The sequence below is a fragment of the Methylobacterium tardum genome, assembly GCF_023546765.1.
Taxonomy (GTDB): domain Bacteria; phylum Pseudomonadota; class Alphaproteobacteria; order Rhizobiales; family Beijerinckiaceae; genus Methylobacterium; species Methylobacterium tardum.
Window position 1 is genome coordinate 2,270,002 of the sequence record NZ_CP097484.1, and the last position, 25,227, is coordinate 2,295,228.

Annotated in this window: 23 protein-coding genes and 4 pseudogenes; 12 read left to right on the top strand and 15 right to left on the bottom strand. The window is 71.1% G+C overall.

Going from position 1 to position 25,227, the window contains the following annotated elements; translation table 11 throughout:
• Window positions 1-84 precede the first annotated feature (84 nt).
• Window positions 85-1,080: an NUDIX hydrolase gene (locus tag M6G65_RS10675; protein WP_238196650.1), complete on the top strand. Its 996-nt coding sequence runs from the start codon at window positions 85-87 to the stop codon at window positions 1,078-1,080.
• Window positions 1,081-1,089: 9 nt separating this feature from the next.
• On the opposite strand, the gene M6G65_RS10680 is transcribed toward M6G65_RS10675, so the two are convergent.
• The 6 genes from M6G65_RS10680 to M6G65_RS10705 form a co-directional block, all read right to left on the bottom strand.
• On the bottom strand, window positions 1,090-2,646 hold the full coding sequence (locus M6G65_RS10680; RefSeq protein ID WP_238196651.1) for a serine hydrolase: 1,557 nt from the start codon (window positions 2,644-2,646) through the stop codon (window positions 1,090-1,092).
• A gap of 152 nt (window positions 2,647-2,798) precedes the next feature.
• Window positions 2,799-3,044 carry a DUF333 domain-containing protein gene (locus M6G65_RS10685; protein ID WP_250103913.1) on the bottom strand — a complete coding sequence of 82 codons (246 nt, stop codon included), beginning with the start codon at window positions 3,042-3,044 and terminating at the stop codon, window positions 2,799-2,801.
• Between the two features lie 140 nt (window positions 3,045-3,184).
• Entirely contained in the window at window positions 3,185-4,003 is an 819-nt protein-coding gene (panB, locus tag M6G65_RS10690) for a 3-methyl-2-oxobutanoate hydroxymethyltransferase (protein ID WP_250103914.1), read from the bottom strand.
• Window positions 4,004-4,221: 218 nt separating this feature from the next.
• Window positions 4,222-4,818 carry a rhodanese-like domain-containing protein gene (locus M6G65_RS10695; protein WP_250103915.1) on the bottom strand — a complete coding sequence of 199 codons (597 nt, stop codon included), beginning with the start codon at window positions 4,816-4,818 and terminating at the stop codon, window positions 4,222-4,224.
• Window positions 4,819-4,820: 2 nt separating this feature from the next.
• On the bottom strand, window positions 4,821-5,660 hold the full coding sequence (locus M6G65_RS10700) for a quinoprotein dehydrogenase-associated SoxYZ-like carrier (RefSeq protein WP_250103916.1): 840 nt from the start codon (window positions 5,658-5,660) through the stop codon (window positions 4,821-4,823).
• Between the two features lie 42 nt (window positions 5,661-5,702).
• Window positions 5,703-6,674: a quinoprotein relay system zinc metallohydrolase 2 gene (locus tag M6G65_RS10705; protein WP_238196656.1), complete on the bottom strand. Its 972-nt coding sequence runs from the start codon at window positions 6,672-6,674 to the stop codon at window positions 5,703-5,705.
• Between the two features lie 126 nt (window positions 6,675-6,800).
• Here M6G65_RS10705 and M6G65_RS10710 point away from each other — a divergent pair.
• Window positions 6,801-7,366, top strand: a pseudogene (locus tag M6G65_RS10710) (TetR/AcrR family transcriptional regulator).
• Here M6G65_RS10710 and queC read toward each other — a convergent pair.
• The 3 genes and pseudogenes from queC to cobT form a co-directional block, all read right to left on the bottom strand.
• Window positions 7,353-8,071 (bottom strand): annotated as a pseudogene (queC, locus tag M6G65_RS10715) (7-cyano-7-deazaguanine synthase QueC). The pseudogenes M6G65_RS10710 and queC sit on opposite strands and share 14 nt — an antisense overlap.
• On the bottom strand, window positions 8,061-8,417 hold the full coding sequence (gene queD, locus M6G65_RS10720) for a 6-carboxytetrahydropterin synthase QueD (RefSeq protein WP_238196659.1): 357 nt from the start codon (window positions 8,415-8,417) through the stop codon (window positions 8,061-8,063). The pseudogene queC and the gene queD overlap by 11 nt, the downstream one beginning before the upstream one ends.
• Window positions 8,418-8,640: 223 nt before the next feature.
• Window positions 8,641-9,693, bottom strand: a complete 1,053-nt coding sequence (gene cobT / locus M6G65_RS10725; RefSeq protein ID WP_373323775.1) for a nicotinate-nucleotide--dimethylbenzimidazole phosphoribosyltransferase — start codon at window positions 9,691-9,693, stop codon at window positions 8,641-8,643.
• Between the two features lie 118 nt (window positions 9,694-9,811).
• Between cobT and cobS the strand changes: the two are divergent.
• The 3 genes and pseudogenes from cobS (at window position 9,812) to M6G65_RS10740 (ending at window position 11,588) form a co-directional block, all read left to right on the top strand.
• Window positions 9,812-10,634, top strand: a pseudogene (gene cobS, locus M6G65_RS10730) (adenosylcobinamide-GDP ribazoletransferase).
• A gap of 52 nt (window positions 10,635-10,686) precedes the next feature.
• A complete protein-coding gene (locus M6G65_RS10735; protein ID WP_238196663.1) occupies window positions 10,687-10,899 on the top strand; it encodes a DUF1289 domain-containing protein in 213 nt (70 codons plus the stop codon).
• Complete coding sequence (locus tag M6G65_RS10740; protein WP_250103917.1) at window positions 10,896-11,588, top strand: retropepsin-like aspartic protease family protein; 693 nt, start codon at window positions 10,896-10,898, stop codon at window positions 11,586-11,588. The genes M6G65_RS10735 and M6G65_RS10740 overlap by 4 nt, the downstream gene beginning before the upstream one ends.
• 7 nt (window positions 11,589-11,595) lie before the next feature.
• On the opposite strand, the gene dusA is transcribed toward M6G65_RS10740, so the two are convergent.
• Window positions 11,596-12,555, bottom strand: a complete 960-nt coding sequence (dusA, locus tag M6G65_RS10745) for a tRNA dihydrouridine(20/20a) synthase DusA (RefSeq protein ID WP_238196732.1) — start codon at window positions 12,553-12,555, stop codon at window positions 11,596-11,598.
• Between the two features lie 312 nt (window positions 12,556-12,867).
• Here dusA and M6G65_RS10750 point away from each other — a divergent pair, with 312 nt between their 5' ends.
• Both M6G65_RS10750 and M6G65_RS10755 read left to right on the top strand, forming a co-directional pair.
• Window positions 12,868-15,135, top strand: coding sequence for a CDC48 family AAA ATPase (locus M6G65_RS10750; RefSeq protein WP_250103918.1), 2,268 nt, complete (start codon window positions 12,868-12,870; stop codon window positions 15,133-15,135).
• A gap of 428 nt (window positions 15,136-15,563) precedes the next feature.
• Entirely contained in the window at window positions 15,564-17,195 is a 1,632-nt protein-coding gene (locus tag M6G65_RS10755; RefSeq protein ID WP_238196667.1) for a methyl-accepting chemotaxis protein, read from the top strand.
• A 55-nt stretch (window positions 17,196-17,250) separates the two neighbouring features.
• Here M6G65_RS10755 and M6G65_RS10760 read toward each other — a convergent pair whose 3' ends face one another.
• On the bottom strand, window positions 17,251-18,126 hold the full coding sequence (locus M6G65_RS10760) for an SDR family oxidoreductase (protein ID WP_238196668.1): 876 nt from the start codon (window positions 18,124-18,126) through the stop codon (window positions 17,251-17,253).
• Window positions 18,127-18,644: 518 nt separating this feature from the next.
• On the opposite strand from M6G65_RS10760, the gene M6G65_RS10765 reads away from it, so the two are divergent.
• Entirely contained in the window at window positions 18,645-18,857 is a 213-nt protein-coding gene (locus tag M6G65_RS10765; protein ID WP_192708341.1) for a hypothetical protein, read from the top strand.
• Between the two features lie 130 nt (window positions 18,858-18,987).
• Here the strand turns inward: M6G65_RS10765 and M6G65_RS10770 are convergent, their stop codons facing one another.
• Complete coding sequence (locus M6G65_RS10770) at window positions 18,988-19,794, bottom strand: outer membrane protein (protein ID WP_238196669.1); 807 nt, start codon at window positions 19,792-19,794, stop codon at window positions 18,988-18,990.
• A gap of 360 nt (window positions 19,795-20,154) precedes the next feature.
• Window positions 20,155-20,763, bottom strand: a complete 609-nt coding sequence (locus M6G65_RS10775; protein WP_238196670.1) for an urease accessory protein UreE — start codon at window positions 20,761-20,763, stop codon at window positions 20,155-20,157.
• A gap of 217 nt (window positions 20,764-20,980) precedes the next feature.
• On the opposite strand from M6G65_RS10775, the gene M6G65_RS10780 reads away from it, so the two are divergent.
• The 4 genes and pseudogenes from M6G65_RS10780 to M6G65_RS10795 all read left to right on the top strand — a co-directional run bounded on the left by M6G65_RS10780 (window position 20,981) and on the right by M6G65_RS10795 (window position 22,897).
• Window positions 20,981-21,250: a YMGG-like glycine zipper-containing protein gene (locus M6G65_RS10780; protein ID WP_007560631.1), complete on the top strand. Its 270-nt coding sequence runs from the start codon at window positions 20,981-20,983 to the stop codon at window positions 21,248-21,250.
• A gap of 155 nt (window positions 21,251-21,405) precedes the next feature.
• Window positions 21,406-22,146: a TerB family tellurite resistance protein gene (locus tag M6G65_RS10785; RefSeq protein WP_250103919.1), complete on the top strand. Its 741-nt coding sequence runs from the start codon at window positions 21,406-21,408 to the stop codon at window positions 22,144-22,146.
• 104 nt (window positions 22,147-22,250) lie between these two features.
• A pseudogene (locus tag M6G65_RS10790) lies at window positions 22,251-22,540 on the top strand (N-acetylmuramoyl-L-alanine amidase); the annotation flags it as partial.
• Window positions 22,541-22,723: 183 nt separating this feature from the next.
• Window positions 22,724-22,897, top strand: coding sequence for a peptidoglycan-binding domain-containing protein (locus M6G65_RS10795; RefSeq protein WP_250104234.1), 174 nt, complete (start codon window positions 22,724-22,726; stop codon window positions 22,895-22,897).
• Window positions 22,898-22,900: 3 nt separating this feature from the next.
• Here M6G65_RS10795 and M6G65_RS10800 read toward each other — a convergent pair whose 3' ends face one another.
• Both M6G65_RS10800 and M6G65_RS10805 read right to left on the bottom strand, forming a co-directional pair.
• Entirely contained in the window at window positions 22,901-23,935 is a 1,035-nt protein-coding gene (locus M6G65_RS10800; protein ID WP_238196673.1) for a TerC family protein, read from the bottom strand.
• A 210-nt stretch (window positions 23,936-24,145) separates the two neighbouring features.
• The gene (locus tag M6G65_RS10805; protein WP_238196674.1) at window positions 24,146-25,111 is read right to left on the bottom strand and encodes a GlxA family transcriptional regulator; all 966 of its coding nucleotides are present in this window, start codon (window positions 25,109-25,111) and stop codon (window positions 24,146-24,148) included.
• Window positions 25,112-25,227: the final 116 nt, after the last annotated feature.

Genomic DNA, 25,227 nt, shown 5'->3' on the forward strand with positions numbered 1-25,227 from the left:
GTTGACGTGGCGCGATCCTGTACCCCTATAGGTGTGATCCGCCGCCGAGCGCGGCGCATCCGGGGGAGAGGCGGTCGAGGGACGATGGATGTTGCGGCGGCGCAGACGGGTGCGCGCGGGGCGCAGGCCCCGCCGGAGCGCTCCTCCGTAGGCCTCGTCGCGGTGATCGTCGCCGCGACCAAGGGGGAACCGCGCGCCCTGACGATCCGGGTGCCCGATCAGGCGTCGGGCCGCGGCGACGGCCTGCCGGCCGGCCCCCTCGTCCCCGAGCACGCCACCCTGGAGCGCGGCCTGCGCGCCTGGGTGGAGCGGCAGACGCACCAGCGCCTCGGCTACGTCGAGCAGCTCTACACCTTCGGCGACCGCGACCGCTCCGGGACCGCCGACATGTCGGAGGTGCATTCCCTGTCGGTGGCCTATCTGGCCCTCGTCCGCGAGGAGCGGCCGGCCGGCCTCGCCGAGGCGGCGTGGCAGAACTGGTACCGGTACCTGCCCTACGAGGATTTCCGGCAGGGCCGCCCGCGCCAGCTCGACGCCATCGAGGCGCGGCTCGCCGCCTGGGCGGCCGAGCCCGAGGATTGCGCCACCCGGACCCGCCGCCTCGACCGGCTCGGCCTGACCTTCGGCATGAACGGCGGCACCTGGAACGAGGAGCGGGTGCTGGAGCGCTACGAACTGCTGTTCGAGGCCGGGCTGATCCCGGAGGCGCGGGGCAATCCCGGCCCGGCCCTGCCGAACGATCCGACCGGCGTGCCCATGGCCTTCGACCACCGCCGGGTGCTGGCCACTGCGATCGGGCGCCTGCGCGGCAAGATCAAGTATCGCCCGGTGGTGTTCGAGCTGATGCCGCCGGAATTCACCCTGCTCCAGCTCCAGCGCACCGTCGAGGCGCTCTCGGGAACGCAGCTGCACAAGCAGAATTTCCGTCGGCTCGTGGCGCAGCAGGGGCTGGTCGAGGAGACCGAGAGCGTCACCAGCGGCGCTGCCGGCCGGCCGGCGCGGCTGGTGCGTTTCCGCCGGGAGGTGCTGCTGGAGCGCCCCGCCCCGGGCCTGCGGCTGCCGTCGCGGCGGGTGGGGTGACGGCCGGGCTCAGTCCCGCCGCGCGAGGGTGCCGAGCCCGTTCGCGTTGAGCGAGTCCACCGTCAGGGCGGCGGCCCGGCCGTCGCTCCCGATGGCGAAGCGGATGGCGGAGGGCCGGTCGGGCGCCTCCGCGTCCGGGAAGCTCAGGAAGAGATCGCGGTCGAAGTGCCGGAGGGGGTAGCGGCGCACGCCCCCGGGTCCGACCGTCAACGTCAGGGCGCCATTCGCCTCCGCCACCACGGCCTCGCCGACATAGGCGTTGGCGTAACGCCCCGCGTAAGCCGAGAGCGTCAGGGGCGCGGAGGTCTGCGCTGGCGGCGTCCCGTAGGCCGCCTTGTCGGCGGCGATGCCCGGCGCGAACAGGCCCTCGTAGGCCGCGCCCCAGGCCTGCACCCAGTCCCGGCCGACGCGGCCGTCGAAGACGAGATCGGCGAAGCTGTCGGCCAGCCCTTCCGGCACGCCGGACGGGAAGGCGTTGGTCAGGACGAGGATCCCGAGACCGGCCTCGGGATGGATCGCGACAAGCGTCTGCGCCCCGACGCTGAAGGCGCCCGCATGGCCCCAGACGAGGCCGTGGCGGCCATACTCAACGTTCCAGCCGAGGCCGTAGAAGGATGCGGCGCCGGTCACGGGATTGCGGCCGCGGGCCATGAGCGGGACGTGCGTCTGCGCCAGGGCAGAAGCCGCGACGCGTTGCGCGCCCTCGAAGCGGCCGTTGCCGAGCACGAGCCGCAGCCACCGCGCGAGGTCGCGGACAGGGCCGCTGACGCCGCCGGCCGGGGCCTGGGCATCGGGGTTCCGCTCGACCTTGGCGGTCCAGACCCCGTCGGTTCGGATATGGAGCGCCGCGCGGTTGGTCTGGGTCAGGAACTCCGCGTGGGTCGTGCTGGTCGCGGTCATCCCGAGGGGCCGGAACAGCTGGTCCCGGGCGACGGCCTCCCAGGGCTGGCCGGTCGGCCTCGCGGCGGCGACCGCGCCCTCGGTGAAGCCGAAATTGCTGTAGGCGTAGCCGGCGCGGAAGCTGGAGGCGGGCGGCACGAGGCGGAGCCGGTGCAGGATCGCGTCTTGGCCGAACCCGATTGCCTCCAGATCGTCGCCGGCGGTCCCCGGCAGCCCGCTGCGATGGGCGAGGAAGTCGCGCACCGTGACCTGCGCGGTCGGATAGGGCTCGTGCAGCTGGAAGGCGGGATCGAGATCCGCGACGCGCGAATCCCAGTCGACCGCCCCGTCGCCCACCAGGGCCGCCACGATCGTCGCGGTCACAGGCTTGGACAGGGAGGCGATCTGGAAGACCGTGTCGGGGTCGACCGGCTCGGGCTTCCCGGCCTGCCTGAGGCCGAACCCCTTCAGGAGGAGCGTCTCGTCGCCGAGGACGACCGCGACCGCGAGGCCCGGCACCGCGCCCGCGTCGATGGCCCGCTGCGCCATCGCCTCGAGCGCCGGCAGCTGCGCCTCGACCTGCGCCCGCGTGACCGTCCCCGCGGATCCGGCTCCGGGCCCGGCCGCGATCAGGCCGAGGGCGAGGCACGCGCGGACGAGGTGCCGGCGCGATCGAGCCCGCTGCATGAGTCGTCGATTCCGCCTGAGAGAGCTCGGATGACGAGAGTGGCATCGTCGGGGCGGCGAAATCAATTACGCCGGCCTGGGCCGCGCCTCGAATGTCCGCGCCGGCCCGACGGGCGGCGTACGAAGACTGTCCAGGAACTGCACGGGCCGGGCTATCGGAACGGGTTGGCGTCGGGTGTCGGCTTCACGCCGTGGAGCATCCGGTACAGCGTCCATTCCTCGGCGATCTTCCGGCCCGGAAGGGAGCACAGCCCGATCGTGCCGCCATCGGGCAGCTTCGCTAGGATCGATTGACCGTCCAGGGTCGCGCAGAAGGCCGAGGCCGGGTTCCCGAGCGCGAAGGCCCGGCCCGGTCCGGCGAGGGCGGCACAGAGCGCGAACGCGATGACAAGCCTCACGGCGCACACTCCCGATGGCACGACCGGCAGACGTATGCCGCTCTGGCTGAACTGGGCCGGCGCGGCCCGTTCAAGAATCCGCGGGCGCCTGGCGGCCGGGCCGAGGGCCGCTCGGCCCCGTCGGCCTCCCGGCCCCTGCCCTATCCGTAGGTGTGGTCGTCGGCCGGGAACCGCCCGGCCCGGACCTCCTCGGCGTAGGCCCTTACGGCCTCCTCGATGTGGCTCCGCAGGCTCCCGAACTGGCGGACGAATTTCGGCGTGCGCTCGGACAGGCCGAGCATGTCCTCCAGAACGAGGATCTGCCCGTCGCAGACCGCAGAGGCGCCGATGCCGATCGTGGCGGCCGTGACCCGGGGCGAGGTGGCGATCGCCCGCGCCACCGGCTCGACGATCCCCTCCAGCACGATCGCGAAGGCGCCGGCCTCGGAGATCGCCCTGGCATCCTCCATGAGGCGCCGCTCGTCGTCGGGTGCCCGGCCCTGCACCTTGAAGCCGCCCATCGTGTTCACCGCCTGCGGGGTGAGGCCGATATGGCCCATCACCGGCACGCCGCGCTGGACCAGGAACGCCACCGTCTCAGCGAAATGGGCGCCGCCCTCCATCTTGATCGCGCCGGCCCCGGTCTCCTTCAGCACCCGGGAGGCGTTGAGGAAGGCCTGCTCGCGGCTCGCCTCGTAGGAGCCGAACGGCATGTCGACCACGACCAGCGCCTTCGACGTGCCGCGGATCACCGCCTGCGCCTGGAGGATCATCATCTCCAGGGTCACGGGAATCGCCGATTCCATCCCGTGCATGACCATGCCGAGAGAATCGCCCACCAGGATGAAGTCGCAATAGGCGTCGGCGATGCCGGCCGTGTGCGCGTGGTAGGCGGTGAGCGCGGTGATCTTGCGCCCCTCGGCCTTGCGCTTGCCGATATCGATCGCCCGGAGCCGGCGAGACTGCACGACCTGCGACATGGTTCAGACCTCTTCTGGCCCGGGCGTTTCCCCTCCTCCTTGCGGGGAGGGGCTAGGGGTGGAGGTGGTGCAGGATCAAGCGTTCCGGCGCCTCCTGCACCACCCCCACCTCCAACTCCTCTCACAAGGGGCAGGAGAGATCCCGGTCCGGTTACTGCATATCTTCGAGCCCTGCACGCGAGAGGGCCCGCCCCTCTTACACCGCCCGGCGCCCCAGGTCAGCGCCCCGCCTGCGGCTCGCTTCCCGCCTTCCAGGCCGGATCGACGCGCAGATTGGTGGTCTCGTGCTTCTCCTGCCAGCCCTCGACGCCCTCCGGGAACCAGCGCACCCCGGTATAGCCCGTCAGCACGAGGCGCTTGGCGGCGTTCCAGCTGCCCCAGCACTCCACGTGGCAGAACACCACCACGGGCACGGTCCTGTCGCCGCCGGTCAGCTCCGCGACCCGGGCGTAGAACTGCGCCTCGCGTGCCGGTGCCAGGGGCTCGGCCCCGGCCTCCGGCATCCAGACGGCGCCGGGGATCGAGGGGTGCACCGGCAGCCAGAGGCGGCCTTCGGGGAAGTTCGACGGTTTGCGATCCGGCGCCGCGACGTCGATCAGCACCGGCTTGACCGGCTCCGCCATCAGGGCGGCCAGCGCGTCGGCGTCGACCACCTGCGCGCCCTTGAGGGTCGGCGGCGTGTAGCCCTTCGGCGGGCCCGCGTAGAGCCCGTCCGGCTCGGGCACGTTCACCGGTGAATCGGCCGGTGCGGCGGCGAGGCAGAGGAGCGCGGTGCAGGCCGCCGCGATCCGGCCTGTCAGGACGAGGAGACGCATGCTCAGTTCGTCGCGCCGGGCGGGTTGAAGCTGTGCTGCCAGTGGCCGCCCTGGTTGTCGGAAGCCGCCACCTGGATCGGCTTGCCGTCCGGCTTGAACGCGAAGTTGATCACCGGGTTTGAGGCGATCGAGATGTCGCCCGTCATGGTGAAGACCTTCTGGTCGCCGGCCGAGACGGTGAGCTTGTCGATGTAGCGCGCCGGCGTGTAGTCGCGGGTGACCTGGTTCATCTGCATCCCGGAAAAGTTCGGGTGACGGATCATCAGCGTCGCCTCGACGGGCTTGCCGGGCTGGGTGTCGGCGAACTTCATGCGCATGTCGCCCATGCCCTTCATGGCCTCCTCGTCGCTCATGCCCATCGGGGCCGAGCAGCCGCCGGACGCCTTCACGAACTGCTTGGCCTCGTAGAGCTTGCCGTCCTGCGTCTCCACCACGGCGTGCATGTCCGTGTAATTGTTGACCCTTACGCGCAGCTTCAGTTCCGCCGGATCCGCGGCGGGGCCGAACTCGAACTTGGCGGCGTAGGGCGCCGGGTTGTCGCCGATGATCAGCGAGACCGCCTTGATCTGCCCGGCCTGAGGCATGGTCAGGGTGATCGGCACCAGGGCGGCGTCGAGCGCGCGAGCGGGGGCCTCGATCTTCACGAGGCTGTCGGTCGGGGCGATCTGGCGGTCGCCGAAGATCGACTTGGCGATCTCCTGCCAGCGGGCCGCCCGCTCCTGATCGGTGTCGGAGGCGCCGGCGGCCCGGGCCGAGAGGGCCAGCGGTCCCGACAGAGCGGTCGTCGCGAGGACGACACCGAGGGCGAGGCTGGAGAGCGTTTTTCCGGTCCTGAGCGTCATGGCGTGCCTCCCGATGATGTCGGATATGGGGAACTTAAAAGCCTATTCCCACTCGAGTTCCTGGTAGGCCACGGTGACGTTGCGGCCGTTATAGGTGTCGAACAGGGCCCACTTGTCCTTCTGGTCCGCCGCGACGGTCATGACCGCCTTCTCGATCGGAACGTCCTTGGCGATCGCCGCGCGGGTGCCGTCGCGCAAGTCGGTCAGGTAGCCGGTGAGGTCGGCGAGCGCCGGGCCGAGATCGACCGTCACCGGCCCGTGGCCCGGCACGGCGCGGGTGGCGCCCAGGCCCTTCAGCCGCTCGGCTTCCTTCAGCCAGCCCCGGAGGCTGCCGTCGAGCGACGGGATCCGGTTCACGAACAGCAGGTCGGCGGGGAAGAGCAGGCCGCTGCCGGAATCCAGCATCGACAGGTCCGAGGTGGTGTGTGCCGGCCCATGGGCCGTGAAGGTCAGCCGGCGGTCGCCGAGGTCGATCTCGGCCGTGTCGGCCACCGTCATCGTCGGGTAGACCACCGGTCCGGTCCGGTCCTCGCCCAGGAGGTCGATCAGGCGCTTGCGGTAGAACTCGCCCCGCGCGGAGAGCGCCTCGGCGAGCTTGGCGTGACCGATGAAGACCGGCTTGTCCTGCACGAACGCCCCCGCTCCGAAGACGTGGTCCGGGTGGACATGGGTCAGGACCACGTGGGTGATTGGCTTCTGCGTGCGCTTGACGATCTCGGCGCGCAGCCACTGGCCGTCGGCGAGGCTGCCGCCCGATTCCGTGACCAGCACGCCGTCCCGGCCGATGAGGAAGCCGATATTGGCGATGGCGTCGGCGTTGTCGGGCGTGGCGTCGGCGATTAAGCCCTTGCGCACGAACAGGCCGGGGCCGACCTCCTCCATCGTGAACGAGTCCGCGGCCCGGCCGAGGGTCGGCAGGCAACACAGGCACAGGCCGGCGAACAGGGCATGCCGCCGCGACAGGGTGCGCCCCGCGCCAGACGACTCCCGTGGATGGACGGCGGTCGCCGTCATGCCGAAACCTCCCTGTTCTTATTGTCTACCATTAAGTAGGTAGATTTTTGCGCCGTCAAGTGTCAGACAGTCGGTGAGGAGCCGGCGGGGCGCACGTTCGTGTGAGCCGGAGGGAAGAGGGCCGCGATGAGGGATACCCGCGCCGAATTGCTGATTCAGGCCGAGACCCTGGTTCGGGGGCGCGGCTATGCCGGTTTCAGCTACGCCGACCTCTCCGAGGCGGTGGGGATCCGCAAGGCCAGCATCCACCACCATTTCCCCACCAAGGTCGATCTCGGGGCCGCCCTGGTCGCGGCCTACGCGGCCCGCTACGCCGCCGCCCTCGACACGATCCGCACCACGGTGGCGGACGGGCCGGGCCGGGTCGCGGCCTACGGGAAGCTGTATCTCGGCGGCGTCGAGCAGGGGCTCGGCTGCCTCTGCGCGGCGCTGGCCATCGAGGGCGAGGCCCTGCCCGAGCGCCTGCGCCGGGACATCGCGACGTTCTTCGAGGGGCATCTCGCCTGGCTGGAGGCGATCCTGCGCGAGGGCCGGCCGACGGGACCGTCCGCGACGGCGCGGAGGCCGCGGTGCTCGCCCGCTACGTCATCGCCACCCTGGAGGGCGCGCTGCTGATGGAGCGCCTGTTCGCGAGCCCTGCCTCCTTCGAGGGGACGCTGGCCGTGCTGGTCGAGGGTCTCAGGCCGCGGTGAAGCGGGCGTAGCCGTCCGCCCGCAGCCGGCAGGCCGGGCAGGTGCCGCAGCCGTAGCCCCAGGGATGGCGCTGGCCGCGCTCGCCGAGGTAGCAGGTGTGGCTCTCCTCGGCGATCAGGTCGACCAGCGGCCGGCCGCCCAGGGACTCGGCGAGCCCCCAGGTCTGCGCCTTGTCGAGCCACATCAGCGGCGTGTGCAGTACGAAGCGGCGCTCCATGCCGAGGTTGAGCGCGACCTGCAGCGCCTTGATCGTGTCGTCGCGGCAATCGGGATAGCCGGAATAGTCGGTCTCGCACATACCGCCGACCACGTGGCGGAGGCCTCGCCGGTAGGCGAGCGCCGCCGCGAAGGTCAGGAACACGATGTTGCGGCCGGGCACGAAAGTGTTGGGCAGGCCGGACGCCTCGTAGCCGATCGCAGCGTCTCGGGTCAGCGCCGTCTCGGACACCTGCCCGAGGGCGTCGAGGGCGAGCGTATGGTCATCGCCGAGCCGGCTCGCCCAGGCGGGGACGATGCGCGTCAGCCCCTCTCGCAGGGCGGCGCGCCGGTCGAGCTCGACCCGGTGGCGCTGGCCGTAATCGAACCCCAGGGTCTCGACCCGGTCGAACCGGTCGAGCGCCCAGGCCGGCAGGTGGCCGAATCCTGGCCGCCGGAGAACAGCACCAGCGCGGCGCGGTCTCCGGGGCCGACAGGGTCATTCGCCATCGTACTCCGCCCAGGACATCGGGGTCTCGGCGACCCGAACCAGGGCGAGCCCCGGCAGGTCCGGTCGCAACCGATGCCAGATCCAGGCCGCGATGTTCTCGGCGGTCGGGTTCTCCAGCCCCTCGATCTCGTTGAGGCAATGGTGGTCGAGCCGCGCCAGCAGCGGGCCGAAGATCGACTCGATGTCGTAGAAATCGATCACCCAGCCGGTCTGGGGATCGACGGGCCCGGCGACGGTCAGCTCGACCCGGTAGGAATGCCCGTGCATCCGGTGGCAGCGGTGGGTCTCGGGCACGTTCGGCAGCCGGTGGGCCGCTTCGAAGGTGAAGGCTTGGGTGATTCTCATCGGTTTCGTCGCAGCGATCCCACCCGCACCCTCATCCTGAGGTGCCCGCGCGAGCGGGCCTCGAAGGAGCCCTCCAGCGCGCGGCGGTTGCTGGAGCCCTCCTTCGAGAGCTTCGCTGCGCCGCGCCACCTCGGGATGAGGTGATCTGGTGGGAGGATGCGGGATCGTCGGATCCGTTATCGGGTCGGGACCCTCATAGCACCGAATCAATCCCTGTGCCCGCCTAGTCGGATGCCTTCTCGGAAACCCCGGCCTGCGCGAAGGTCGCCATGCCGGTGTGGCAGGCGAGCGCGCCCTTGAGCAGGCCCATGGCCATGCCGGCGCCCGAGGCCTCGCCGAGCCGCATGCCGAGCGCCAGCAGCGGCACGAGGCCCAGCCGCTCCAGCACCTCCGCGTGGACCCCCTCCGCCGAGACGTGGCCGGCCAGGCAATGGTCGAGGGCGCTCGGGTCGGCGGCGTGCAGCACGGCGGCCGCGGCGGTCGCCACGTAGCCGTCGATCACCACCGGGATGCGCTGCAGCCGGGCCGCCAGGATCGCCCCCGCCATGGCGGCGATCTCCCGGCCGCCGAGGCGCGCTAGCACCTGGAGCGGGTCGTCGAGATGCCCGGCATGGTGGGCGAGCGCCGCCTCCACGGCGGCGACCTTCCGGTCGAGGCCATCCCGGTCCACGCCGGTGCCGCGCCCGACCCAGTGGGCGGGGTCGCCGCCGAACAGGGCGGCGTAGAGGGCGGCCGCCACGGTGGTGTTGCCGATGCCCATCTCGCCAATGCCGAGGCAGTCGGTGCCGGCGGCCACCGCCTCCATGCCGAACGCCATCGTGGCGACCGTGGCGCGCTCATCGAGGGCCGGCGCTTCCGTGATGTCGCCGGTCGGCATGTCGAGGGCGAGGTCGAACACCTTGAAGCCGAGCCCGTAGGCCGCGCAGATCTGGTTGATCGCCCCGCCCCCGGCCGCGAAATTGTCGAGCATCTGCCGGTTGACCGCGTCCGGGAAGGCCGAGACCCCTCGGCGTGTGACTCCGTGGCTGCCGGCGAAGACGCAGACCAGCGGCCGGTCGAAGGTCGGCGGCGCCTTGCCCTGCCACGCCGCCAGCCAGGACACGAGGCTCTCCAGGCGCCCGAGGGAGCCCGCGGGCTTGGTCAGGGTCGCGTCTCGGGCCGCGACGGCGGCCTGCGCGTCCCGGTCCGGGCCGGGCATGGCCTTCAGCAGGTTGCGGATGTCGTCGAAGGGACCGGGTTCGGGAGCGGTCATCGGGTCGGTCACCGGGTCGGACATGGCGGCGATGATTTCCTGTGGGCGCCCCCCGACGGGGAGACGAAGCCGGATCGGGGCGACTATACTGGACCGGCTCGCTCCACCGGAGCGCGATTGCGGGCGGAAGCGAGAGACCGCGATGGACAGGCAGACCGGCGGGGAGGCCGACTGGCCCGGGCGCGGCGCCCTCTACGACCTCGCCGGGTGCCTGCGCTTCTACTCCCGCCTGCCGGTGCCGCAACTGCCCGGCGAGCCGGACCCGCATCGGAGCCCCGACTTCACCACACTGCCGCGGATGCTGCCGCTGGCCGGCCTGATCCTCGCGCTGCCGGCCGCGCTGGTGCTGGCGGCCGGCTGGCGGATCGGGCTCGGGCCGTTCCTGGCCGCGACGCTCGCCATCGCGGTCCTGGTGGTGGCGACCGGCGCGCTCCACGAGGACGGGCTCGCCGACGTCGCGGACGGCTTCGGCGGCGGCACGACCCGGGAGCGCCGCCTGGAGATCATGCACGACAGCCGGATCGGCGCCTACGGCGGCGCGGCCCTGGTCCTGGCGCTGGCCCTGCGGATCGGCGCCTTGGCGACGCTCCTCGACCGGACCGGCTACGCCGCCGCAACCGGCCTGATCCTGGCCGCGGCCCTGTCGCGGGTCGCCGCCCTCGCTCCGATGGTGCTGCTGCCGCCGGCCCGCCCGGGCGGGCTCTCGGCCTCGGTGGGGCGTCCGGACCGGGCGAGCCGCCACCGCCCTCGTCCTCGGCGCGGTGCTGGCGGTCCTGGCGGTGCCGCTCGGCCTGCCGTTCGGCGGTGTGGCGCTGATGATCCTGTGCGCGGGCCTCGCGGCGCTGGCCCTGGTCAGGCTCGCGCGCGCCCGGATCGGCGGCCAGACCGGGGACGTGATCGGCGCCTGCCAGCAGGTCTCGGAGATCGCCGCTCTGGTGGCGCTGGTCGCGGCGGTGGCGGCGTGACGGTTCGCCCGCGGTCATGACCCGGCCACGATCCCCCGGCCAAGGTTTCCCGATGTTGCCCGCCCAGAAGCCCTCCTCGCCCTGCACCAAGGTCTGCGTGCTCGACGCCGCGACCGGGCTGTGCTGCGGCTGCGGGCGGACCCGCGACGAGATCGGCGCCTGGGGCTCGCTGTCGGAGGCGCAGCGCCGGACCATCATGGCCGGGCTCGAAGCCCGGATGCGCGGTGCCGGCCTCATGCCCCTGGAGGAGCCGCTGCCGTCATGATCTATCTCGGGCTGGCCGCGATCGCGCTCGTCCTCGTCGCCCTGGTCCTCAGCGACGGCAGCGACAGCGTCGGCGGCGTGATCGAGCCCGACCAGCTTGCCAGCCTCGCCTGGACGGGCATGATCCTGATCCTCGTGGTGGCCGGGTTCTGGCGGCAATTCACCGCCCGGCTCGGCGCGAACCTGCGGGCGTTCCTGGCCTGGGCGCTGATCGGCCTCGCCCTGGTCATCGGCTACAGCTACCGCGACCGGATCCAGGGGATCACGTCGCGGGTGGTCGGCGAGCTTCGGCCCGGGACCGCGACCTCCGGGGCCGACGGCGCCGTCACCATCACCCGGCGGGCGGACGGCGACTTCCGGGTGGAGGCCGAGGTCAACGGCCGGGTCCAGCCGTTCCTGTTCGACACGGGCGCGAGCAGCGTGGTGCTGACCGCCGAGAACGCCGCCGCCCTCGGCCTCACGCCGGCGCCGTCCGAATTCACCGCCCGCGTCTCCACCGCCAACGGCATCACCTACGCGGCGCCGATCCAGCTCGATGCGCTCACGGTCGGCACGATCACCGAGCGGCGGGTGAACGCCATGGTGGCCGTGCCCGGCGCGCTCTCGGCGAACCTCCTGGGCCAGAGCTTCCTGTCGCGGCTCTCGGGCTACGAGGTCCGGGGCGACCGGCTGATCCTCCGGCGGCCCTGAGCCCCGTTCAGGCGGCCCGCGCTTCCGGGGCCGCGCGGGCGACCAGCGCCACCGCGTCGCGCAGGGTCGCGAGGTCGGCCTCCGGCCGCATCCCGTAGGTCGAGAGGTGGCGCCGGTAGGCCCGGGCCCCGGGCCGGCCGTTGAACAGCCCGAGCATGTGGCGGGTGACCGCGTGCAGGCGCTCACCCCGGGCCAGGACCGAAGCGACATATGGCTCGAACGCCGCCACCGCCGCGAAGGCGTCGGCGGCCGGCGCGGGGACGCCGAACAAGGCGGGATCGACGTCGAGCAGCAGCGCCGGCTCGGTATAGGCGGCCCGGCCGACCATCACGCCGTCGACCGCGTCGAGCTGCGACCGCACCGCCGCGAGGTCGCGCAGGCCGCCGTTGACCGAGACCGGAAGCCCGGGGAGCCGCCGCTTCAGCCGCGCCGCCCGGCCGTAATCGAGGGGCGGCACGTCCCGGTTCTCCTTGGGCGAGAGACCCTGAAGCCAGGCCTTGCGGGCGTGGACGATGAGGCCATCGACGCCGGCCGCCACCACCGCATCCGCGAGGCTGTCGAGCGCCGCCTCGGGGTCCTGATCGTCGACGCCGATCCGGCACTTCACCGTCACCGGCACGGAGACGGCGGCCTTCATGGCCGCCACGCAGCCGCCGACCAGCGCCGGCTCGCGCATCAGGCAGGCGCCGAAGCGGCCCTCCTGCACCCGGTCCGAGGGGCAGCCGACATTGAGGTTGACCTCGTCGTAGCCGAAATCCGTAGCGATCCGCGCGGCCTGGGCCAGCTCCGCCGGGTCCGAGCCGCCGAGCTGGAGCGCCACCGGGTGTTCGAGGTCCGAGAAGCCGAGCAGGCGCTCGCGCGGACCGTGCAGCACCGCCCCGGTGGTGACCATCTCGGTGTAGAGCCGCGCCCGCGCCGACAAGGTCCGATGAAACGCCCGGCAATGGCGATCCGTCCAGTCCATCATCGGTGCGATGGAGAAGCGCCAGCCCGCCAGTGCGCCGCGTTCGTCAGCCGCCGTCACGTGTGCCAGATCCGTCCTGTCCCGAGGTCCCTGCGCGCCGACAGAGCGGTGCTGCCGGGAACGCCGTCGCGCCTGCGAGCCGGCGATGAGGGAGGAAGGCGGCTCACTATCACGGGACGGGGATCCCCGAAAAGGTTCGCCCGGCCGGCCCTCTTCCGAACCGGTCGACCGAACCGGTCGGCCGCGGCGCGGGTTGCCTGAGGAATGCCCAGTGGACGGGCGGCGCGGAGCTTCGCGCGGCCGATGGAGAACCGGATGGCGGAGCCCGACGGACAGCCCCTCAAGCTCCAGGTCGCCAACGCGCGGCCGCAGGACGGCGGCCGCGGCATTGCCCGCCTGCCGCAGGCGTCGCTGGACGAACTCGGCTTGCACGAGGGCGACATCATCGAGATCGTCGGGAAGCGCCACACGGCCGCGGTGGCGGTCGGGCCCTACGAGGAGGACCAGGGCCTCAGCCTGATCCGCCTCGACGGCCTGCAGCGCGTCAATGCCGGCGCGTCGAGCGGCGATCATGTGGAGGTGCGCCGGGCCGAGATCCGGCCGGCCACCCGCGTGGTGGTCGCCCCGGCGCAGAAGAACGTCCGCCTCCAGGGCTCGGGCGAGGCCCTGCGGCGGACCTTCTTCCGCCGGCCCCTGATCGCCGGCGACGTCATCGCCACCGCGACCCAGCGCAGCGGCGGTCCCGATCCGCGGCTGCCGCCGCAGCTGCGCTCCTACCTCGACCTGCCCGCCTACGGCCTCCAGGAGATCCGCCTCAGCGTCGTGGCGACCCAGCCGCGCGGCATCGTCTACGTGGCGGAAGGGACCGAGATCGAGCTGCGCCCGCTCTACGAGGAACCCCGCGACGGCCACCGAGCCGACGTGACTTACGACGATATCGGCGGTCTCGGCGACACGGTCGACCAGATCCGCGAGATGGTCGAGTTGCCCCTGCGGCACCCCGAGCTGTTCCAGCGTCTCGGGATCGATCCGCCCAAGGGCGTGCTGCTGCACGGCCCGCCCGGCACCGGCAAGACCCGGCTGGCCCGGGCGGTGGCCAACGAGACCGAGGCCCGGTTCTTCCACATCGCCGGGCCCGAGATCATGGGCAGCCGCTACGGGGAATCCGAGCAGCGCCTGCGCGAGGTCTTCCAGGAGGCCGCCCAGAATGCGCCCGCCATCATCTTCATCGGCGAGATCGACTCGATCGCCCCGAAGCGCGAGCAGGTCACCGGCGAGGTCGAACGACGGATCGTGGCCCAGCTCCTGACCCTGATGGACGGGCTGGAGCCGCGCCAGAACGTCGTGGTGATCGGCGCCACCAACCGGCGCGACGCCATCGGCGAGGCCCTGCGCCGCCCCGGCCGCTTCGACCGCGAGATCATCATCGGCGTGCCCGACCAGCCGGGCCGGCGCGAGATCCTGGGCATCCATACCCGCGGCATGCCGCTCGCTCCGGATGTCGACCTCGATGCCATCGCCCGCACCACCTACGGCTTCGTCGGGGCCGATCTCGGCGCCCTGGCCCGCGAGGCCGCGATGGATGCGGTCCGCCGCATCCTGCCGGCGGTGAACCTGCGCGAAGGCATCCCGGCCGAGGTGCTGGAGGGACTCAGCGTCGGGCGGGACGACTTCCTCTCGGCGATGAAGCGGATCCAGCCCTCGGCGCTGCGCGAGATCATGATCCAGGTGCCCGATGTCACCTGGGACGATGTCGGCGGTCTCGCCGAGGCGCAGATGCGCCTGCGCGAGGGCGTCGAGCTGCCCTTGCGCTCGCCGCAGGCCTTCCGGCGCCTGGGCATCCGCCCGGCCAAGGGCTTCCTGCTGTTCGGACCGCCCGGCACCGGCAAGACCCTGCTCGCCAAGGCGGTCGCCCGGGAGGCGGAGGCGAATTTCGTGGCCACCAAATCCTCCGACCTCCTGTCGAAATGGTACGGCGAATCCGAGCAGCAGGTCTCGCGGCTGTTCCAGCGCGCCCGGCAGGTCGCCCCGACGGTGGTGTTCATCGGCGAGATCGACAGCCTCGCCCCGGCACGTGGCGGCGGCCTGGGCGAGCCGGCCGTCACCGAGCGGGTGGTCAACACGATCCTCGCCGAGATGGACGGGCTGGAGGAATTGCAGGGCGTCGTGGTCATGGCGGCGACCAACCGCCCGAATCTTCTCGACCCGGCGCTGCTGCGCCCCGGGCGGTTCGGCGAGTTGGTCTACGTGCCGGTGCCGGACGCGGCCGGCCGCCGCCGGATCCTGGCGATCCACACCAAGGGCATGCCGCTCGCTGAGGATGTCGACCTCGACGCCGTGGCCGAGCGCACGGCCCGCTTCACCGGCGCCGATCTGGAGGACCTCACCCGCCGGGCCGGCCTGCTGGCCTTGCGGGAATCCCTCGAGGCCACCCAGGTGCGGCGCGCCCATTTCGAGCAGGCGGCGCGGGAGACCCGGCCCTCGGTGACGCCCGAGATGGAGCGGGAATACGAGGAGATGCTGCGCACCCTGAAGCAGGAGGGACCGCAGCGGCAGCCGATCGGCTTCCTCGCGCAGCGTTGATCCCGGGCCCAGGTCGGCCTCTGGCCGGCCTGGCCAGACTTTGGCGGCACGCCCTCGAGCGGCGCGGCCGGACCTGCCGGGCCGCCCGGTGTCATTGATCTTCACGTCCGAGAATTGCTGCTCCGTTGTTGTCGACTTACGGAGATACAAATTCTATTCAGCGAGTTTCAATATGGCCTCAACACGCATGTCTATAAATTAAAGTAATGTTCTTGGAATAAAGATCAAAACTAGAAGTTATTGTTGAATCACGCCGTTGTGAAATCGTTCCTGAGAGATTAAGGAGGCTCATCATCCATTTCTTGGGAGTCAGGGGTGATGGGAAATTTTTTTCAAAGAACAGGCGCGGTCTCATCCGCGCGATCGATGCGACGAAGCGTTCGAGTTCGACCATCAGGGCAAAGATCTATGTTCTCGCAGCGAGCATTGTGCTGGCATCTGCGGTCATCCTGGGCTTCGAAAGCTTTTCGAGTCTTGATCTGATGATGGACGGGCGCAAGGCTGCAATCCGCCATCAGGTCGAGGCCGCGCACAGCATCGTCCTCGCTTTCGGTAAGCAGGCGGAGGCCGGGACGATCTCCCAGGATGCGGCGAAGCGGAAAGCCGCCGAGGTCCTGCGCGCGATCCGCTACAATGGTGGCGATTACGTCTTCGTCTACGGCACGACGCCGGGCGATCTGGGCCGCAATGTCGTCCACCCGGATCCGAAGATCGAGGGCACCAAGAGCCGCGACGACGCGGCCATGATGAGGACCTTCGTCGGACGGATGATCGAGCAGGGTCGGGCAGGCGGCGGCTTCACCGCATATCGCTGGCCGCGGCTCGGCGAAACCGAGCCGGCACCGAAGGTCGCATACTCGCTGGCCTATGAGCCCTGGCAGTGGGTCATATCCTCGGCCCTCTACGTGGACGACATCCAGGCGGCGGGCCAAGCGCGGGTTCTGCGGTCCTTGCTGTGGCTGGGCCCGCTCTGTCTGGCGATCGTCGCGGGCAGCATCCTGCTGGTCCGCAGCATCACCACGCCGCTGGCGGCCTTCACGGGCGCCCTGCGCCGGCTGGCCGGCGGTGAATTGACCCTGGCGATTCCGGGAGCGGGTCGGCACGACGAGATCGGCCGCATGGCCGAGGCGGCCGAGGTGTTCCGCGACAGCATGCTGAAGGAGCGCGCGCTGACCGCCGAACGGCTGGCCGAGCAGGCCAAGCGGGAGGAGCGCGGCCGCTGGATGGAGGATCTCACGCGCAGCTTCGACCGGAGCGCGAGCGCGCTGCTGCAGCAGGTCGACAGCGCGGCGTCCGGGATGCGGGAGGCCTGCCGCGCCATGTCGGAGACCGCCGTCGAGACCGCCAAGCAGGCCGGCTCGGCGGCGCTCTCGGTCCGGCAGGCCTCGGCCAACGTGCAGACCGTGGCGGCGGCCACCGAGGAGCTGACCGCCTCGATCGCGGAGATCGGCGGCCAAGCCCTCAAATCGGCGGAGATCGCCGGCCAGGCGGTGAGCGAGGCCGGGCTCACCGACCATCAGATCCGCGGGCTCGCGGGCGCGGCGGAACGGATCGGCGAGGTCGTGCGGATCATCTCGGCGATTGCCGCGCAGACGAACCTGCTGGCCCTCAACGCCACGATCGAGGCGGCGCGGGCCGGCGAGGCCGGGCGCGGCTTCGCCGTGGTGGCGGCCGAGGTGAAAGGCTTGGCCGGGCAGACCGCGAAGGCAACTGAGGAGATCACCGCGCAGATCGGCGCCATCCAGCGCGAGTCCTCCGTGGCCGTGGGCGCGGTCCAGTCGATCGGCCGGACGGTGGAGTCGATGAACGCGATCGCCAGCGTGATCGCGGCGGCGGTCGAGCAGCAGCGCGCCGCCACGGGCGACATCTCGCGCAACATCGAGGAGGCGTCCCAGGGCACCGACGCGGTGAGCAACACGGTGGTGTCGGCCTCAGCCGCCGCCGACGAGACGCGCCGCCTGGCGCATGACGTGGGCGAGGCGGCCGGCGGTGTGAGCCGCAGCGCGGAGGCGCTGCGGGCCGAAGTGGTGCGCTTCCTCGCCGATATGCGCGCGGCTTGAGGGGGCAACCCGCCGTTTCAAGGCTCGGACTTGGGCCCGGCGCGACCGGTGCCGCTCAGAAGACCGGCATCGCGCCCGCGACGGTGACGAGGGCGCCGGACGTGTAGCTGCTCTCCTCGGAAGCCAGCATCACGTAGGCTGAGGCGAGCTCGGCCGGCTGGCCGGGGCGCCCGAACGGAACCTGGCTGCCGAACGTCTTCACCGAATCCTGGCTCATCCCGGACGGGATGAACGGCGTCCAGATCGGACCCGGCAGCACGCCGTTCACGCGCACGCCCTTCTCGGCGAGGAGCTGGGCGAGGCTCAGCACCATGTTGCTCAGCGCACCCTTGGTGGCGCTGTAGGCCATGAGCGACGGCATCGGGTGCTTGGAGTTCACCGAGGAGGTGAAGATCACCGAAGCGCCGGGCTTGAGATGCGCCAGCGCCGCCTTGGTCACGTAGAACGGCCCGAACACGTTGGTGCGGAAATGGTCCTCGAAGATGGAATCCTCGATGGCGGCGAGGTCCTCGTTTGGCTGCTGGAACGCGCCGTTGTTGACCAGAACGTCGAGGCGCCCGAACGTCTCCACCGTGCGGGCGACGATCTGGCGCCCGTAGGCCGCGTCCTTGAGGTCGCCCGGCAGGAGCAGCGCGCGCCGGCCCGCCTTCTCGATCCAGCCGGCCACCGCCTCGGCGTCCGCCTGCTCCTCCGGCAGGTAGGAGATGGCGACGTCGGCCCCTTCCCGGGCGAACGCGATGGCAACGGCGCGGCCGATGCCGCTGTCGCCGCCGGTGATCAGCGCGGCCTGGCCGGTGAGCTTGCCCGAGCCCGTGTAGCTCGCCTCGCCGTGGTCGGGCTCGGGCGCCATGCGGCCGGTCTTGCCCGGAAAGCTCTGGGGCTGCGCCTCGAAGGGCGGACGGGGATACTTGCTGAGCGGATCAGTGGTCACGCGTGGTCTCCGGGTGGGGTGCCGGTCCAACTGCCCCGCGTCCGGGGTGTTCCGGGTCCGCGTCCACGCGTTCGGTTCGATCGAGTCCCGGGGATCAGATACGCTCATCCGGTTCGGAATGTGGGACTACAGCGGCGGGCGCTGCGCCGACACAGGTCAGCAACAGGGGCTCGTCAATCTTGGCGGAGAGGAGGCGCCCCAATGATCGATATTCGACCTGAGGATCGAACCGCCCGCGTCATCGATCGCGCGCTGCTCGGCGCGGCGATGCTCTCGCTCACCTTCGGCCTGGCCACGGGCCTGTGGGGGCTGCTGCAGTGAGCCGGACGCGCCATGCCGCTTCGGTTCGCGATGCCTGATCCGGGTCGGGGCCCCTGCGATGCGCCGGCCCGGGTTCGACCGAACCGCTGCGGCGCTGATCGGAATCGGTCTCGCGATTCTCGCACGCGCGCTCCTGCTCGGGGGTATACCGTGAAGGGTCGGAGCAGATCGGCCGCTCCCACCGGGGACTGGACGCGATGCTGAACCGTGCCGTGGTGGCCGCCCTGGTCTTCGCAGCGGCGGCATTCCTCCTCTACCTCGCAAACCTCGCCCGCGAGGCCTTGTCGCCCAACGAGCCCTACGCAGCCAGCATCGGGCTGACTCTCGACCAATGCGCCGCCGCGCAGAACGGTCTCTCGTCCGCGGACGCCCGGGCCTATTGCCGGCGGCCCGTGCCGAAGCGCCTCTGATCGCTCGGACGCGACACGCCCGATCCATGAACGCGAAGCGCCCCAGGAGCTGAGTCCTGGGGCGGCCTTCGACGGGGCGACCAGTCTGATCGGGCTGGGGAGGCTCAGCCGAAGGCCAGAGCCGGGCCGCTCAGTAGCTGCCGAACTTGTAATTCACACCCACACGGCCGAGCACGCCTTCGTTCTGGAAGCGCGTCGCGAAGGCGTTGACGTTCCGGTAGGTCGGGAGGACCGGGATCGTGCGGGTGCCGAGGTCGTAGTAGAGCGCCTCACCCTTCACCGTCACCGCGCTGGAGCGGAAGAAGTTCAGGAAGGAATCGGTCGGGAGGGCGTACTCGACGCCGCCACCGACCGCGTAGCCGGTCTCGGTGCGCGAGCGGCTCCCGTAGTAGTTCGGCTGGATGTCCGTCTGGAAGAGGCTGGCGCGGTAGGTCTGGCCCGCATAGGCGAAACCGCCCGTCGCGTAGACCAGGGTACGGTCGAAGGCATAGCCGACGCGGCCGCGCACGGTCCCGAGGTAGTCGCCCGACTGGCGGAAGCTGTTGGTTCCGGCGAGATTGCTCTTGTAGCTGTTACGACCGCGCAGATCGGTATAGGCCGCATCGGCCTCAACGCCGACGACGAAACCGGATCCCGGCGTGAACTGGTGATTGTAGCCGACCTGGCCGCCGCCCGTGAAACCGTCCCGCTGCAACGGCACCGAGATTGAATAGTTGCCAAGCGGGATACCAGTGCTCGTCCGGATCACGCCCGCGGTATTGGTGACATCCTTGGTTGACGTGATGTAACCGGCGTTGATGCCGAAGTAAGCGCCGGTCCAGGTGAAGACCGGCAGCGGGACCGGGGCCGGCGGAAGCGCGCGGCGGGGCAGATCTGCCGCCGAGGCAGCCGCCGTTAGGGTGGCGAGGATAACTGCGGATGTGAGGATGTTCTTCATGTCGGTCGGTTCCGAGAATTCGATGCCGGTGCCGACGTATCTCAGTCCAATTGGTCTGTCTGTGTCCGTGTTACAACAGAAAAAATCAAGTCTATTGATAGAATATTCGGATAATATTCGCGTTTATCTGACTTTTAAATCACGCAGTACGATGTTTTTCTGCGGGCATGTACGATAAATGGCCGATTGAGTTACATGTAATCTTGTGTTTCATTTCGAATGCGGCGGGGAGCTGCCGCGCTCTGTTCGGCACGGACTGGAAAGAAGAGCGGCGCCCGATCGGACTTCGATCGGGCGCCGCTCCGGAACCTGCTTCATGCCGCCTCAAGCCGGAGCGTCCAGGCTCCGGTCAAGCGTTCTCTAGTGGTCGTGGCTGCAGCCGGGACCGTGCACGTGCCCATGACCATGATCGTGGTGGCTGTGTTGGTGGACATGATCGTGGGCGTGATCGTGTCCAGGATCACCCGCATGGTGATGATCGTGCCCATGATGGTCATGGCCGTGATGGTCATGACTGTGATCGTGGCCGCAGGTGCTGTGATCGTGGGCCGCGCGTTCGGGACGGAAGGCGCGGGAGACCGGGCTCGCGTGGCAGCCCTGGCCGCGCACCAGCTCGGCCGTCGCAGGCGTTGCCGGGACGTAGAGCACGTCGGCGGCGATCTCGGCGGGCACGTGGCTGCCGCCGAGCTGCCAGGCCAGGCGCATCAGCCGGGCGGGGTTTTCCGCGCGCACCTCGAGGAGATCCTCCGTGGCGGCGCGCACCGCGACCAGCCGGCCGTCGTCGAGGCGCAGGGCGTCGCCATCCTCGAGGGGCGCGGCCTTGGTGAGCGCCACCGCGAAGTCGAGGCCGCCCTCGGCAACGAGCGACCCCGCGACGGCCTCCCGGCCAGCGTGGTCGAGGCTCACCGTGTCGGCGATGCGGTCGGCGCGCACCGCGGCGCGGCGGACGATCGTGGTGGCTGTCGGCATGGGACCCTCGGATGGAGGCCGGATCTGGCGCTGCGGCCCCGTCCGGGCGCCGCCTCAGGCCCGAGGCATAAGGCGAGACGCGAGCCCGGCGCAACTCCGGACGACCCGGGTGGAACCTTAGCCATATAGTCGACATTCCCTTCCTGCTAAGCTCGGCGCGATCCGCCGCGGTCACGGCCAGCGGCCGGATCCGATGCACAAGGGAGTTCTGGGGACCATGAAGAAGCTGACTGCCGCGGCCCTCGCCACCATCGCCGCCCTCTCGCTGGGCGCCTGCAACACGCCGGAGGACCGGGCGCTCGGCGGCGCCGGCCTCGGCGCGCTCACCGGTGCGGCGATCGGCGCGGCCGCCACGGGGCGGGCCGGCGGCGCCCTCGCGGGCGCGGCGATCGGCGGCGCCGGCGGCGCCATCGTGGGCGCCTCGACCGCGCCGCGCTGCCCCTACGGCACCTACCGCGACGCCTACGGCAACATCTACTGCCGCTGAGCCGGCTGCGTCGGGGGCCGGGCGCGTCCCGGCCCTTCCGCGCCGCGTGAGGAGCGGCTATCCCGGCGCTCGGCCGGGCGCGTCCCCGGTGACGGACGCACGCCGCCGCCAATGATTGCACCACTTCTACCCGTCGCACCGGGGCCGCGCCGCCCATGAACCAGGGCGACCGGGCTCAGGGCGTCTGGGGCAAGATCGGCGGGGCCGGTCTCGGTCTGGCCATCGGCGGTCCGCTCGGGGCGCTGGTCGGCGGCGTCGCCGGGCATTTCCTGCTCGACCGCGTCGGCGCGCCTTTCGGCCGGACGCCCCGGGACGTGGTGTTCACCACGGGCCTCGTGGCGCTGGCGGCCAAGATGGCCAAATCCGACGGCGTCGTGCTTCCGTCCGAGGTCGAGGCGTTCGGCCGCGTCGTGCAGGTCGATCCGGCCGCGCGCCCCGGCGTCGAGCGCCTGTTCGACCTCGCCAAGAAGACCACCAACGGCTTCGAGGCCTACGCCCGTCAGCTCGCCACGACCTTCGGCGATGAGCCCGCTTTGCTCGAGGACGTGCTCGACGGCCTGTTCCAGATCGCGGGCGCCGACGGGGCGCTCCACGAGGCGGAGGAACGCTACCTGCGCGCCGTCTCCGGCATCTTCGGCTTCGGCGAGGCCGCGTTCCAGCGCATCGCCGCCCGGCATGTCCGCCTGCCGGACGATCCCTACATCGTGCTCGGGCTGGACCGCGACGTCGGCGACGCGACGTTGAAGACGCGCCACCGGGCGCTCGTCGCCGAGCACCACCCCGACCGGGCGCTGGCCCGTGGCCTGCCCGCCGAGGCGGTGGCGATCGCCACGCGGCGTCTGGCCGCGATCAACGCGGCCTACGATCGGATCGCGCAGGAGCGGGGGCTGCGGTGAGTCTCGTCCCGGACAGCCCCCTCGCCCGCCGCGTCGCGCCCTCGCCGAACCACGGCGAGCGCCGGACCGGCCGGCCCGACATGCTGGTCCTGCACTACACCGGCATGGAGAGCGGGGCCGCCGCCCTGGCGCGCCTGCGCGACCCGCTGAGCGAGGTCTCGGCCCACTACCTCGTGTTCGAGGATGGCGGCATCGTCCAGATGGTGCCGGAGGTCCGGCGAGCCGGCATGCGGGCGCGGGGTCCTGGAAGGGCGAGACCGACATCAACTCCCGGGCGATCGGGATCGAGATCGTCCACCCGGGTCATGCCGGCGGGCTGCCGCCCTACCCGGACGCGCAGATCGAAGCGGTGATCGCGCTGGCGCGGGACGTCCTGTCCCGCTGGCCGATCCCGCCGGAACGGGTGCTTGCCCATTCCGACATCGCCCCGGAGCGCAAGGAGGATCCGGGCGAGACCTTTCCGTGGGACCGCCTCGCCGCGGCGGGGATCGGCCATCTCGTACCGCCCGCCGCCATCCGGGACGGCCGCTTCTTCGCGCAGGGCGATGCCGGCCAGCCCGTGGAGGCCCTGCAGGCGATGTTCGCCCTCTACGGGTACGACCTGCCGGTCACCGGGCTGTTCGATGCGCGCACGCACGCGGTCGTCACCGCGTTCCAGCGCCATTTCCGGCAGGCGCGGGTGGACGGCGTGGCCGATGCGTCGACCATCACCACCCTGCGCGACCTGATCGCGGCCCTGCCGGCGGCCTGATCGTCAGGCCCGGTGGGCCCGGGCCTCGTGCGGATGCCCGGGTTCCGGGGCGACCTGGGCGTGCGCGTCGGACCGCGTGCGCCACAGGCTGTAGGCGACGCCCGCGGCCAGCAGCGTCAGGGTTACGACCAGCGAGACCCAGGGCGGCACGGTCACGAGCTCGAACGTGTCGGCGACCACGATCTTGGCGCCGATGAACATCAGGATGAAGGCCAGCGCGGTCTTGAGATAGGCGAACCGATCCACCATCGCGGCGAGGGCGAAATAGAGGGCGCGCAGGCCCAGGATCGCGAAGATGTTGGAGGTGTAGACCACGAACGTGTCGGTGGTGATCGCGAAGATCGCCGGCACGCTGTCGACCGCGAAGATCACGTCGGCGCCGTTCACCAGAACCAGGGCCAGGGCCAGCGGGGTGAAGTATCGGGCGACTTTGCCGGTCTTCGAATCGGTCTTGCGCACGGTGAAGCGCTGGCCGTGCAGGTCGGGCGTGACCCGGAATGTGGTCTTGAACCAGCGCACGACGGCGCTGTTCTGGAAGTCGCCCTCCTCCTCGTCGCCGGAGAGCAGGATCTTCAGGCCCGCGTAGATCAGGAAGGCGGCAAACAGCGACAGCACCCAGTGAACCTGATGCACCAGGGCGGCGCCGAGCCCGATCATCAGGCCGCGCAGCACCACCGCCGCCAGGATGCCCCACAGCAGGACCCGGTGCTGGGCGGCCCGGGGGATGCCCAGGGCCGTCAGGATCATGGCGATGACGAAGACGTTGTCCATCGACAGCGACTTCTCGACCACGAGGCCGGTGACGTATTCCTCGCCGGCCTGGGGCCCGAGATACCACCAGACCCAGCCGCCGAAGGCGAGGCCGAGGGTGAGATAGAAGCCGGTGAGCGCCAAGCTCTCCCGGACGCCGATCTCGTGCTCCTTGTCCCGATGCAGCAGCCCGAGGTCGAAGGCGAGCAGGCACGCGATCAGGACGTGGAACCCGAGCCACATCCACAATGGCTTGCCGAGCCATTCGATGGTGAGAACATCCATCATATGCGGGACCTGATGCTGATTCCGGACGGAAAGCATCGGCTCCGACATCACGGGCGCTGAAACAGCGCCCGCCAGAGGGGCCCGCAGCCGATAGGGGCGAGTTAAGCGGGGGAACCGGGCGAATCAAGGGCAGACCCCCGGGCGGCCTGGTCCCGGCCCTTCGCGTCGCCGGTGGCGATCGCGTCCGGAGGGCCGGGAACGCGGCGCGCGTCAACCGCGGGCGTGCCGCCGCCGGTACTCGGCCGGACTCGTGCCGACCCGCCGGGTGAAGGCGCGCCGGAGCGTGTCGGCATCCCGGAACCCGCAGGCGCCCGCGACCTGCTTCAGAGCGATGTCCCGGGTCTCGAGGAGGCGGCGCACCGCCTCGATCCGCACGGTCTCGACATAGGCGGCCGGGGTCAGGCCCGTCTCGGTGCGGAACACGCGCGCGAAATGGCGCGGGCTCATCCCGGTCCTGGCGGCGAGCCGCTCGACGCCGTGGTCCTCCGCCGGGTGGGCGGCGACCCAGCGCTGTACCTCCTGAAGGGCGGAGCGGCCGCTCGGCGCGCTGACGCCGCGGCGGCTGAACTGCATCTGGCCGCCGCCGCGCTTGAAGAACATGACGAGCTGAGCCGCCACCCGGCGGGCGATCTCGACACCCAGATCCTCCTCCACGAGCGCCAGGGCGAGGTCGAGCCCCGCCGTGACGCCGGCCGCGGTCCGGAGCGGCCCGTCGAACAGACAGATCGCGTCGGGCTCGATCCGCGCTCCGGGGTAGCGCGCGGCCAGCATCTCCGCCACGGCCCAGTGTGTCGTCACCCGCCGCCCGTCGAGGAGACCGGCCTGCCCGAGCAGGAAGGCGCCGCTGCAGACCGAGCCATAGCGCCGGCTCCGTGCCGCCGCGTCGGCGAGCCAGGCGAGGAGATCCGGCGCAAGGGCGGCCTCGTGGATCCGGGGCGCGCCGGCGACGAGGAGCGTGTCGAAGGCCGCGCCGGCCTCGGCGGGCGCCACGAGGTCGGCGATCAGGCGCCGGCCCGACGAGGTCGTGATCGGGCCCCGCTCCGTCCCGATGAGCGACAGGCTGTAGGCGGCGCGGCCGCTCTGCGCATTCGCCTCGGCGAAGACGTCCAGCGGACCGGCCACGTCGAGGAGCTGGACGTCGGGCAGGGCGAGGAGGGCGATCGATCGGGGCTCCATGCGAACTCCGTGGCCGGGGATGCAGGCAGGTTGGCAGAAATCGTCGTGACACGACGATTGATGCCACGAGGGTGGCCACGTAGCTCATGGGGACCGCCAGCGCAAAGGAATCCCTC